The organism is Verrucomicrobium sp. GAS474, assembly GCF_900105685.1.
Taxonomy (GTDB): domain Bacteria; phylum Verrucomicrobiota; class Verrucomicrobiia; order Methylacidiphilales; family GAS474; genus GAS474.
Map to the genome: position 1 here is coordinate 1,079,777 of NZ_LT629781.1, position 11,304 is coordinate 1,091,080.

The 11,304-nt window shown below is 65.7% G+C and carries 12 protein-coding genes, 1 tRNA gene and 1 pseudogene; 6 read left to right on the plus strand and 8 right to left on the minus strand.

From position 1 onward, the window contains the following. The first annotated feature begins 140 nt into the window (after nt 1-140). On the plus strand, nt 141-647 hold the full coding sequence (locus tag BLU04_RS04475) for a LytTR family DNA-binding domain-containing protein (RefSeq protein ID WP_093282741.1): 507 nt from the start codon (nt 141-143) through the stop codon (nt 645-647). A gap of 17 nt (nt 648-664) precedes the next feature. Here BLU04_RS04475 and BLU04_RS04480 read toward each other — a convergent pair whose 3' ends face one another. The 7 genes from BLU04_RS04480 to ruvC form a co-directional block, all read right to left on the minus strand. Next, complete coding sequence (locus tag BLU04_RS04480; RefSeq protein WP_093282744.1) at nt 665-1,657, minus strand: LLM class flavin-dependent oxidoreductase; 993 nt, start codon at nt 1,655-1,657, stop codon at nt 665-667. Nucleotides 1,658-1,729: 72 nt separating this feature from the next. Then, complete coding sequence (locus tag BLU04_RS04485; RefSeq protein WP_093282746.1) at nt 1,730-2,149, minus strand: secondary thiamine-phosphate synthase enzyme YjbQ; 420 nt, start codon at nt 2,147-2,149, stop codon at nt 1,730-1,732. A 32-nt stretch (nt 2,150-2,181) separates the two neighbouring features. Next, nucleotides 2,182-2,490, minus strand: coding sequence for a PLDc N-terminal domain-containing protein (locus tag BLU04_RS04490; protein WP_157895117.1), 309 nt, complete (start codon nt 2,488-2,490; stop codon nt 2,182-2,184). A 24-nt stretch (nt 2,491-2,514) separates the two neighbouring features. Next, nucleotides 2,515-3,630 (minus strand): winged helix DNA-binding domain-containing protein, encoded by a 1,116-nt coding sequence (locus BLU04_RS04495; protein ID WP_093282751.1) that lies wholly within the window; start codon nt 3,628-3,630, stop codon nt 2,515-2,517. A 22-nt stretch (nt 3,631-3,652) separates the two neighbouring features. Continuing rightward, nucleotides 3,653-4,657: a Holliday junction branch migration DNA helicase RuvB gene (ruvB, locus tag BLU04_RS04500; protein WP_093282754.1), complete on the minus strand. Its 1,005-nt coding sequence runs from the start codon at nt 4,655-4,657 to the stop codon at nt 3,653-3,655. Nucleotides 4,658-4,676: 19 nt separating this feature from the next. Beyond that, nucleotides 4,677-5,276 carry a Holliday junction branch migration protein RuvA gene (gene ruvA, locus BLU04_RS04505; protein WP_093282756.1) on the minus strand — a complete coding sequence of 200 codons (600 nt, stop codon included), beginning with the start codon at nt 5,274-5,276 and terminating at the stop codon, nt 4,677-4,679. Nucleotides 5,277-5,298: 22 nt separating this feature from the next. Next, on the minus strand, nt 5,299-5,808 hold the full coding sequence (gene ruvC, locus BLU04_RS04510) for a crossover junction endodeoxyribonuclease RuvC (protein WP_093288457.1): 510 nt from the start codon (nt 5,806-5,808) through the stop codon (nt 5,299-5,301). 96 nt (nt 5,809-5,904) lie between these two features. On the opposite strand from ruvC, the gene BLU04_RS04515 reads away from it, so the two are divergent. Further along, nucleotides 5,905-5,976: transfer RNA gene (locus tag BLU04_RS04515), tRNA-Gly, on the plus strand. Between the two features lie 8 nt (nt 5,977-5,984). Continuing rightward, nucleotides 5,985-6,220: pseudogene (locus BLU04_RS17215) on the plus strand (hypothetical protein); the annotation flags it as partial. Nucleotides 6,221-6,270: 50 nt separating this feature from the next. Here the strand turns inward: BLU04_RS17215 and BLU04_RS04525 are convergent. Then, a complete protein-coding gene (locus tag BLU04_RS04525; RefSeq protein ID WP_093282758.1) occupies nt 6,271-7,434 on the minus strand; it encodes a LacI family DNA-binding transcriptional regulator in 1,164 nt (387 codons plus the stop codon). Nucleotides 7,435-7,825: 391 nt separating this feature from the next. Between BLU04_RS04525 and BLU04_RS04530 the strand changes: the two genes are divergently transcribed. Genes BLU04_RS04530 through BLU04_RS04540 form a run of 3 tightly spaced genes read left to right on the plus strand, consistent with a single transcriptional unit; the run spans nt 7,826 to nt 11,296 of the window. After that, entirely contained in the window at nt 7,826-10,030 is a 2,205-nt protein-coding gene (locus tag BLU04_RS04530; RefSeq protein WP_162274630.1) for a PEP-CTERM sorting domain-containing protein, read from the plus strand. Beyond that, nucleotides 10,023-10,781: a prepilin-type N-terminal cleavage/methylation domain-containing protein gene (locus BLU04_RS04535; protein WP_093282763.1), complete on the plus strand. Its 759-nt coding sequence runs from the start codon at nt 10,023-10,025 to the stop codon at nt 10,779-10,781. Before BLU04_RS04530 ends, BLU04_RS04535 begins: the two co-directional genes overlap by 8 nt. Next, a complete protein-coding gene (locus BLU04_RS04540; protein ID WP_157895118.1) occupies nt 10,778-11,296 on the plus strand; it encodes a hypothetical protein in 519 nt (172 codons plus the stop codon). Before BLU04_RS04535 ends, BLU04_RS04540 begins: the two co-directional genes overlap by 4 nt. Nucleotides 11,297-11,304 lie beyond the last annotated feature (8 nt).

The window sequence follows — 11,304 nt, forward strand, 5'->3', positions numbered from 1 at the left end:
GGAACCGATCGACCCTCAAACCACCTCGGTTCCAAACGCGCTCCCAATAACTTCGCTCCCCCTCAACCCCCTGCGTAGGCAATTTCCCTACGCACTTTCCTGGGTTGCGGGAGAGCGGCCCTCCCGGGAAGGATCAATCCATGAGCAAGCGTCCTCCCCATCGCGGGAAGGTCGGGGCCGGGGTGCGACGGGGTCGCCCTCCCCGCTTCCTGGTCCTTTCCGTCGCCCCGCAGGAAACGGTCGGGCGCGCCGCCACGCCCCTCGCCCCTCCCGCCGCCACCATCGTCCTCCGCGAGGGGGGGAACCACCACGTCGTCCCCGTCGAGGCGATCAGCCTCATCGTCGCCGAGGGCAACTACACCCACGTCCATCTCCACTCCGGCGAAAAGTTCTTCCTCACCCGGGCCATCGGAGCGTGGCAGGATATCCTCCCTTCGCTCCTCTTCCTCCGTCTCGACCGGAGCATCCTCGTGAACCGCGTCCACATCGCCAGGGTCGAGAGCTTCTCCCCGGAGCAGACGCTCCTCCACGTCGCCGCCGTTCCCTCCCCCGTCCGGCTCGGGCGCGTGGGGGGAAAGCGGCTCCGCTTCGACCTCGACCGGCAGAGGCGCGTCCGCCGGGAAGAGGCGCTCTCCCTCGCCGCCTGAGCCGCCCTTCTTCGCCCTTACTTCATCCCGTCCCGCACCTGCGCGACGATCTCGAAGGAACGGCGGCGGGCCATGTGGTCGTGGAAGTGGCCGGCGATCAGCAGCTCGTCGGGCCGCGTCTCCGCGAGGATGAGGCCGAGGTCCTCGGCGACCCGCTCCGCCGTGCCGACGGCGGAATAGGCGAGGGCCTCGTCGACCTGCGCCCGTTCCGCCGGGGAGAGGAGGGCGTCGATGTCGTCGACCGGCGTCGGCACCGGCCCGGGCGCGCCGCGCCGGAGGTTGGCGAACGCCTGCTGGACCGACGAGAACTGCCGCCGCGCCTCGGCGTCGGTCTCGGCGGCGAAGACATTCGCCGCGATCATCACGTACGGCTTCGCCAGCTGCGCCGACGGCTGGAAGTGATGGCGGTAGAGCTCCAGCGCCCGGAGGAGGGCGGCGGGGGCGAAGTGGGAGGCGAAGGCGAAGGGAAGCCCGAGGATCGCCGCCAGCTGGGCGCTGTAGAGGCTCGATCCCAGCAGCCAGAGCGGGACGCCGGTCCCCGCGCCCGGGACCGCCTGGACCGCCGCCCCCGGCTGCGCCGGGCCGAGGAACGCCTGGAGTTCCCGGACATCGGCGGGGAACGTGTCGGCATCGGTCAGCGGATTGCGGCGGAGGGCGCGGGCCGTCGCCAGGTCGGAGCCCGGGGCGCGGCCGAGGCCGAGGTCGATCCGGCCGGGATAGAGCGAGGCGAGGGTGCCGAACTGCTCCGCGATCACGAGGGGGGAATGGTTCGGCAACATGATCCCGCCGGAGCCGACCCGGATCGTCTTCGTCCCGGCCGCCACGTGGCCGATGACGACGGCGGTCGCCGCGCTCGCGATGCCCGGCATCCCGTGGTGTTCCGCCAGCCAATAGCGATGGTAGCCGAGGAGCTCCGCATGGCGGGCCAGGTCGAGGGAATTCCACAGCGCCTCCGCCGGGGTCGAGCCCTGGGCGACGGGAGAAAGATCGAGGACGGAAAAGGGAATCATGGGGGAAGACTGAGGGGACACTATACCGCAGGAAAGGAACGGGGCCAAATCGGCGGTCCCCTCCGTCCGCGCCTAGTCCCCGATGATCTTCACCAGCACCCGCTTCTTCCGCAGCCCGTCGAACTCGGCATAGAAAATCTGCTCCCACGGCCCGAAGTCGAGCCTCCCCGCCGTCACCGCCACCACGGTCTCCCGGCCCATGATCGAACGCTTCAGGTGGGCGTCGGCATTGTCCTCCCCCGTCTCGTTGTGGCGGTACTGGGAGTGGGGCTTCTCCGGCGCGAGGCGTTCGAGCCACTTCTCGAAATCGCCGTGGAGCCCGCGCTCATCGTCGTTGATGAAGACCGAGGCGCTGATATGCATCGCATTCACGAGACAAAGCCCCTCCTTGATCCCGCTCTCCCGCAGCGCCGCCTCCACCTGCGGCGTGATGTTGAGGTAGGCCCGCCGCTGCGGCACCTCGAACCAGAGTTCCTTGCGGTGGGATTTCATGGGGCGGCGCGGGATTCCCGAATCCTAGAGCGTTAGAGCGTATGACCCGGATCGTTTTCCCACGGAGTCCCTGCGAGGGAATTCGAGGGAGAAGCCTTTTTGGGAGCCGCTTTCTCAAGAGGCTCGGAGAAATCTTTGGGAACCAGCCAGTACAAGAAGAGGCCGACGACCGGAACGAAGACCACGATGACGACCCACGTCAACCGGGTGACGGGATCGAAGCCCCGGCGACGGAGAAGCTCGACCAGCGTACCAACGAAAAGAATGGCCCAGAAGAGCATGACCGGCCAGAGGTCGTTGAGGGATGAAAGCGAGCTGAAGGAGAGATTGAGGGAGGGCATGAAAGTCATGGGGCTCAATGGAGCCTATCCGATCGAAAGCGTGATAGGAAGACCGAGGAATCGCCCATAGGCCTCCACCGCCTCGGCGGCCTTTTTCCGGGCGGCCGGGGGGAACGGGACAAAGGGGAGCGCGGTCACCGTCACCCCTTTTTTCTTCACCGCCTTTTTCCACGTCCCCACGATCCGCCCCTGCGCCAGGAGCATCGGGAGAAAAATGCCGTTGCCGCCCGGAACGATCTTCGGCGCATGGGCCGCATCGAGTTGGGCCTCGCGGTTCCGGTAGCCGAGGAGGTACTCGTCGAAGGCGGGCAGGAACTGGATTTCGGGGGGCCTCGTCGCCTTTCCCGTCGCCGCTTCGGGCGCCATCCAGTAAGTCAGCCTGCCCTCCGCCTGCTCCCCATCGATCCGCGCCAGCCGCTTCTCCGCCCGCGCGATCGCCCTCCGCGCATCGGAGACCTTCAGCCCCGACCACCAGACGAAGTCGTCGAGCGTCGCCGGGCCGTGGCCGGTGAAATAGCGGTGGGCCAGCTCCTCCAACGCCGCCTCTCCCTCCAGGGCGCGGCTTTTGGAAAGCGGGATCCAATCGTCGAGGAGGGCGAAGGTCGGCTCCTTCCCTTCATGAGGGCCGAAGCAGATCAACCCCTCCTGGGCGTGACGCCAGAGAATGTGATATCCCCGATTCTGCGCCGTCGGGATGCCGTCCTGGTCGAGGGCGGCGAGGAGCGCCGTGCGGGCCAGCGTCGCCCCGCCCTTCAGCCACTTCGAGAACCGTTTCCGCGTCTGCGCGAAGACCGCGGCGTCCAATTCCAGCCGCTTCTGCCGCTCCGCCGTCCCGGCGAGGATCCGCGGCGTGAGGAGGGCCAGCATCCAGCGGAGATCGGCGGCGGCGACATAATGGATCGTCCCTCGCATCGGCCAGCTGCGGACGATCGCGCGGCGCGCGACGGCCCCGTCGATAGCGGCTTCGGTCGCCCCCGCCCCCGCTCTCTGCAGGCGCGCCCCGATCGCCCACTTCGCGCTGCCGTGTTCCTGCGCCTGCATCGCGCCGAGCCGGGCGACGACCTCCTCGGGCTTCGTGCAAACGGAGGCCGCCAACTGCTGGCTGGCGAGACGGAGGCGGATGATCTCTTGCGGAGTCATGGCCCGGGGAAGGCGTGCGCGCCTAAAACAGATCCTGCTGCTTCCGCGTCGGCGTCACGCCGAGCTTCTGGTAGGTCTTCGGCGTCGCCACGCGGCCCTGCGGCGTCCGCTTCAGGAACCCCTCCAGGATCAGGTACGGCTCATGGACCTCCTCGAGCGTCCCCGACTCCTCCCCCACCGCCACCGCCAGCGACGAGACCCCGACCGGCCCGCCGCCGAACTTGTGGACCAGCGCCTCCAGCAGCTTCTTGTCCATCTCGTCGAGCCCGTCGTCGTCGATGTCGAGCATGTGGAGCGCCGCGTCGGCCGTCGCCTTGTCGACCCGCCCCGCGTTCCGCACCGCCGCGAAGTCCCGCACCCAGCGCAGCAGATTGTTCGCGATCCGCGGCGTCCCCCGCGAGCGGCGCGCCACCTCCGTCGCCCCCTCCGCGTCCATCTCCACATTCAGCAGCCGCGCCGAGCGGGCCACGATCCCCGAAAGCTCCTCCGCCGTGTAGTAATCGAGCCGGTTCACCAGCCCGAAGCGGCTCCGCAGCGGCGCGCTCAGCATCCCCGCCCGCGTCGTCGCCCCCACCAGCGTGAACTTCGGCAGATTCAGGCGGACACTCCGCGCATTCGGCCCCTGGTCGATGATGATATCGATCCGGAAATCCTCCATCGCCGGGTAGAGATACTCCTCGATCGTCTTGTTCAGCCGATGGATCTCGTCGATGAACAGGATGTCCCCCTTCTCCAGCGACGTCAGCAGCCCCGCCAGATCGCCCGCCTTGTCGATCACCGGGCCCGACGTGCACTTCAGGTTCGCCCCCATCTCCCGCGCCAGGATATTCGCCAGCGTCGTCTTCCCCAGCCCCGGCGGGCCGCTGAACAGCAGATGCTCCAGCGGCTCCCCGCGCCCCTTCGCCGCCTCGATCAGCACCAGGATCCGCTCCCGGATCCGCCCCTGCCCCGCGAAATCGTCGAGCGCGGGCGGACGGAGCGTCAGCTCAAAACCGGGATCGGCGGCGAGGAGATTCGGATCGGCCATAAGGATAAAAATGAAAAGGCTAGAATGCCCGCAGCGTCTCGCGGATCAAGGTCTCCGTGTCCGCCCCCGGGAACTTCGTCCGCACCGCCGTCAGCGCCTTCGCCGCCGCCGCCTGCGTGTAGCCCAGCGCCACCAGCGCCAGCACCGCGTCGTTCAGCTGCTGCTCCGCCGGCGATTGCGTGTGCCGCGCACTCGCCGCCTCCCACGCCGCCGAGACCCCCACCTTGTCCCGCAGCTCCACCACCACCCGCTCCGCCGTCTTCTTCCCCACCCCCTTGATCTTCCCCAGCACCGCCAGGTCATTCGCCACCACCGCCGCGCGGAACTGCGCCGGAGACGTCCCGCTGAGAATCGCCAGCGCCGACTTCGGCCCGATCCCGCTCACATGCGTGATCAGCAGCCGGAACAAATCGCGCTCCTCGTCCGTCGCGAACCCGTAGAGCACATGGGCATCCTCCCGCACCTGCAGATGCGTCAGCAGCCGCACCGGCGCCGGCGGCGCCGGAAGCCGCTCGAACGTCCCCAGCGGAATCAGCACCTCATACCCCACCCCGCCCACCTCCACCACCGCCTGCGTCGGCAGCGAGGCCACCAGCGTCCCGTTCAAATAAGCAATCATCGTGAAAAAATGAGAATGGAAATTAAAGCCGCGTCCCCGTCGTCAGCCCCGGCTTCGTCTGCGCATGCGTCAGCGCGATCGCCAGCGCGTCCGCCGCATCGGCCGGGGGATTCTCCGAAAGCCCCAGGAGCGCCCGCATCATGAACCCCACCTGCGCCTTCTTCGCCCCGCCCCCGCCCGTCGCCGCCGCCTTCACCCGCGTCGGCGCATATTCATAGACCGGCACCCCCGCCTCCGCAAGGGCCACCAGCGCCGCCCCCCGCGCCGCCCCCATCGTGATCGCCGTCCGGTGGCTCTGGACGAAAATAATCCCCTCCACCGCCGCCACATCGGGCTTGTGGAGCGCGATCACCTCCCGCAGCCCCGCCGCAATCAGCCGGAGACACTCCGAAGGCAGCGCCTCCTTCCCCGTCCGGATCACCCCGAAAGCAACCATCCCCCCCGCGCGCCCCGACCCCGGAGCCGCCGCGCGAGTATCGATCAGGCCATACCCCGTATTACGGAGAGCCGGATCAATCCCAAGAACACGCATGCCCGAGACTGCCGGAACAGGCGCGAAAAAGTACACCCATTTTTCTCTTGCAAGGGGTGCCCCGTTTCCCTCTAATGGCAACCCCTTCCGGGCAATGCGGGTGTAACTCAGTGGTAGAGTGCGACCTTGCCAAGGTCGATGTCGAGGGTTCGAACCCCTTCACCCGCTCCCTCTTCATCAAGAGGTTGAGCCGAATCTGTGGCCCCTTCTTCTGCCAGATCGAAGCCGTAGAGACTGCTATTTGGCTGACCGAGGTTGCCCCCCCCACTTCGGCAAGGCGGGGGAAAAGTTCCTAAACCATCTGGCACTAGCCAACCACGACGCCAATCCCGAGATCATGCGGTTGGCTCTCAAGCTGGCTACAGGGGCAGGGAAAACCACCGTCATGGCTATCCGTAGGCTCTATCGAACAGCTCCTGAGCGGAGTGAAGCTTATATTTGGGAACGTAGCGCCGGCTCCAGCTAGCGGAGGGGGAGGAAGACGGGGGAGACTTTGCGGACCTGGGATTCTTGCGGGAGGCGGCCTTCGATCCGTTCGAGGAGGAGCTGGACGAGGGCGAGGCCGATGTCGTAGTTGCGCTTATCGACGGTGGCGGCGGGGACGGCGGGGAAGAGGTCGCGCTCCCAAGGGTTGGCCTCGCGGTAGAAATTGTCGTAGCCCGCCACGAGGAGGCGGTCGCCTTCGAGGTGTCCGAGGGAGCGGCAGGCGGCTCCGATTTCGAAGGCCTGGCGGTCGTTGATGGCGAGGATGGCGTCGATGTCGGAGTCTTTCAGGAGAGGGGCGAGGAGCCCGCGGAAGTAGGCGGTACGGACCCGGAACACTGCCGGTGTCGATTCCTGGACCAGGTCGTTCATCTCGTCGCGGACCATGGGCAGCGCTTCCAATCCAGCTTCGGCCATGGCCCGGCAATAGCCGCCGTAGCGGGCTGCCGCGAGTTCCGGGCGGGTGTCGGGGAAGACGCAGAGAAGGCGGCGGCGTCCCCGGTTCACGAGCCACCGGACGATCTCGTACTCTCCCGTTTCATGGTCGGTGAGGATCTGGTCGTGGACGGGGGCAAAGCCGTGTTCGCCGAAGACCACGAAGGGAACGGAGGCCTGGGTCATGGCGCGAATCAATTCGGGGAAGAGGAGCCGGTCGTAGGCCTCGAGATCGGAGACGAGGACGCCCATCGGACGATGTTGGAGCAGCTGGGCGAAGTCGATGGAGGTCATCTGGCCGGGGTGGAGGACCATCGCGTGAAGGGAGGCGTCGCCGATTGCCTTGAGGGCGCCATGTCCAATGTCCTTGATGAAGCCGGAGTGGGGATCAATGTCGGAATTGGGTTCGGTGCCGGTGAAGATGAGGATGGTGTGGGAGAGGACCGAGGAATCAATGGCCGCTTCGGCGACCCGGCGGGTATGACGGTCTTTTCGGACGAGGAGCCCTTCCTGTTCCAGGAGGGAGAGGGCGCGCTGGGTCGTCGCCACGCTGACGCCAAGGCGGATGGCCAGCTGGCGTTCGGACGGCAGGAGGGTTCCCCGGCCTAGTTCTCCTGTCTTGATCCAACTTTGGAGCAGCCGCAAGGCCCTGGCCCTGGGGGCTTCTTTCCAATCGCCCGGGGTGTTGGAAAGGGGATCGAGATGCATGGGGTGTCAGAGAAGATAATTAAAATGACCCAAAATAAAATTATTTGGGTCAAACTACAATTTTCCTTCTAAAGAAGCATGGTGGGGTGAGATTTTCAAATGAAAAACGCTTGAATACCTTTTTTGATCTTTACTGTAAATGATAACGGGAAGAGTCCTTTTTTAGGCTGTTACTCCTTATATAAGAAGGATTCGGAAAGGCGAGTAAATAAATTCATCTATATTAATCATAAACAAGTACGTTGAGTCATTTATAGATTAATTTGAATTATAAGTTGAAATTGAATCAAAAATTGACTTTTTCGCGCTATTAGCGGATAATGGCGAGGTGAGCGCTGATTCGAGTAGAGCATTCGAGTCGCTCAAACAGCGGTTGCTTCCATTCTCTTTTATGAAAAAAAGATCACTCTTTCGTTCTCTCTCCGCACGGAAACTGGGGTGGGTCGCGCTGTTTTGCGTGGCCGGAAGCGGATCGGCGCTGGCGCAATGGACCGGGACCTCGAGCGGTCTTCTCTATGAAACCACGGCCAATTGGAACGGCGGCGTCATCAACGATGTCTTCTCCAACAACCTGGGCCTGAACCAGACGGTGAAGGTCAGCGCGAGCCGGACGGTGAGCGGCCTGACGTTCAGCTACGGGGACGCCTTCGCGCTGACGATTCTCCCTGCGACGGGTACGGGTTACACGCTCACACTGAACGGCGACGTCTATCAAAGCGTGGGCGGCAGCAGCAGCAACCTGACGGTCACGCTCGGCAACAGCACCTCGGCGATCAATCTCGATCTGGGCGGGGCGACGCGGACGTTCAATATCAATCCCGCCACGGCGGCCGGGCAGACGAGTGCGGACACGCTGGCCGTCTACGGAACGCTTTCCAACGGGAATCTCCTCAAAACCGGCATCGGCGGGCTGACGCTCAATAGCAACTCCTCGACGCTCACGGGATCGGTCACGGTCAACCAGGGGCTCCTCACCCTGGCGACGGCCAACGGCGCGATGACCGGCATCTCCGGCCTGGCGATCAACAGCGTCCCCTCGACGACGGCCAACTATCTGGGCGAATGGGGGGAGGTGATCCTCGACAACTCGGCGGCGGTGAATAACAACCGCCTCTCCTCCACCGCGCCGATCACCCTCGACGGCGGCGCGCTGGTGGTGAAGGGGAACAGCTCCGCCGCCGTCTCCCAGGCGGTCGGCAGCGTCTCGTTGGTCGCCGGGCTCAATGTGCTGGGCGTCGTGCCGGTCAATGCGTCGCAGAGTGTCACCCTCACCCTTGCCTCTCTCACGCAGGCGAATAAAAGCACCCTGATCTTCGCGGGGGGGACCTCGACGACGGGGCTCCTCGGCGGGGGGAACGACCAGGTGATGATCGCGTCCGGGAATGACTCGAACGTGACTGCCGCGCTGGTCGGCGGCGGCGGGACGGCGGGGACCACGACGATCAGCATCGTCCCGTGGGCTGCCGCCGACAGCGAGGGGAATCTCTCGATCGTCCACGATTACCGGGCCGACGGCGGATTGGTCACCTACACCTCCGCGGGCGGTTTCCGGGTCCTCGCCAGCAGCGAGTATGCGACGGCGCTCGGCGCGAACGCGACCGATAATGTGATGCTGACCACCACCACGACGCTGGGGGCTTCGGCGACGGCGAACGCCCTCTATCTGGCGGGGAGCGGAGCCTCGCTGACCTTGACCGGCAAGACGCTGACACTGACGAGCGGCGTCCTGGTCGAGGCCATCGGAAGCTTCACTTCCGGCATCATCGGCGGGACCATCGATTTCGGGAGCCGGACCGGGTACGCGTATGACCTCCAGGGTACGGTGAGCAGCGTGTTCACGGGCAGCGGCGGCCTCGTCCTCTCCGCCTACGGCACCAATGCGACGACGCTGACCGGCCTCTCGACTTACACCGGCGGCACGTACATCAATGCGGGCAAGGTGATCATCGGGGCAACCAACGCCCTGCCCACCAGCACCGCTCTCTACCTCGGCGGGGCGGGGGTGCTCCTGAACAACTCGGGTAGCGTCTCCCAGCAGGTCGCCTCCCTCTCGGGCATCGGAACGATCATCGTCGGCGCGACGAACAAGTTCACCGTCGGCGGGGCCAACGGGACGAATCAGGCTGTCGAGATCAACAGCGGCGGCATTCTCTCGCCGGGCGATCCCTCCGGCAGTCTCCAGGCGGGGACGCTGATCCTGGGCGGGACGGTGGGGACTGTTGCGGTGACCAATCTCGTCTTCGACGTCGGCTCGATCTTCAACGTCGACATCGCCTCAGCGACGCAAAACGATCTGGTGAGCGTGATCAACGGCAGCGTTGTCATCAACGGAGGATCCATTGTCATTTCCAGCCTGAACGGATACACTGGGGCGGTCGGCAGCACTTACGACATCATGGACGCCAGCGGCGGCATTACCGGCAGCTTTTCCTCGGTGACTTCGGGCTACTCCCTGTCTATCGTGGGGAACAGTCTGATCCTCACGTTGGTCGCGGTTCCGGAGCCGTCGACGTGGATGCTCGGCCTGATGGGTCTTTTGATTCTGGCTCTCTGCCGCCTTCCCGGACGGCGGCTTTCTTCTCCCAACCATGAGTGACGATGCGATCAAGGGGGCGGCGGGCCTGGGGCGCGGAGGATTTTCCCTCGTCGAGCTCATGGTCGTCATCGCGCTCGTGGCGCTCGTGACGCTCTTCGCGGTTCCCTCCGTCCGGACGCTCGTCTCGGCGGGCCGCTTCACGTCCGATCTGGCCGCCATGGGCGGCGCCATCGAGCAGGCCCGGGCCTATGCCATCGGGGCCGACACGTACGTCTGGCTAGGGCTCTTCGAGGAGGACGGGGCAGCCCCTTCGGCGAAGCCTGCGCGCCCCGGCGTCGGTCGCATCGTCGTCTCCGTAGTGGCGTCGCGCGACGGGACGAAGATCTATGACGCGGCCCGCCCCGCCCCGCTGAATCCCGACCGCCTCCTGCAAGTGAACCCGCTCCTCCGCATCGCGGCCCACCTGACGGTTTACCCTGACGGCACGGGCACCAGCTCAGACCAGGGGAAGACGTTCGAGGCGCGGCCCGCCGTCTCCGGCTCCCGCATCGGCGACACCCTTCCCGCCGCTCCCTCGGCGACTTCCTTTCCCTACCCCCTTTCCGGCGCTCCCCAGTACACGTTCGTGAAAAGCCTCCAATTCAATCCCGCGGGAGAGATGAAGATTAATAACGACACCGCCGGTTTCCAGCCCATCACGGAGATCGGGCTGAAGCCGGCCCACGGCAATGCGGTCGACGCCGCCTCTTCCGACCTGGCGGCGGTCCACGTCGCGGGCCTCACCGGTGCCGTCCGCATTTACCGCCGATGAAACCCCCTCCCTTGCCTCGCTTCGCCCGTTCCTCCGGCCATCGCCGCAGCGGCGGCTTTTCCCTCGTCGAGACGGTGCTCGCCCTCGGCATCACGGCGTTTTGCTGCGTCGCGATGATGGGGCTGCTCGCCCTGAGCTCGAAGCTCGACTTGAACTCGAAGAGCCAGACCGCTGCCAACGGCATCCTTTCGGCGGTCGTCTCCGATCTCCGTTCGGCCTCCCTCGCGTCGAGGACGGCGGGCGGGGGGGAGACCTCGCTGCAATACGGCATCAAGCTGCCTTCCGCCCCGATGCTCTCGTCCTCCGGCCCGGTCCTCCTCTATTTCACGGGGGACGGAAGCTGTTCCAGCACCTTCTCCCCCGACGCCCGCTACCTGGTCACGGTGACGTTCCTGCCCAATGCGGCCTCACGAGGGGCGACGCTGGCCGACCTGAAAGTGACGTGGCCCGCTTCGGCGGCCGCAACGCGGGCGTTCGGATCGGTCGAGTCGTTTCTGGCGCTCGATTGCAACTGAGCCCCGCC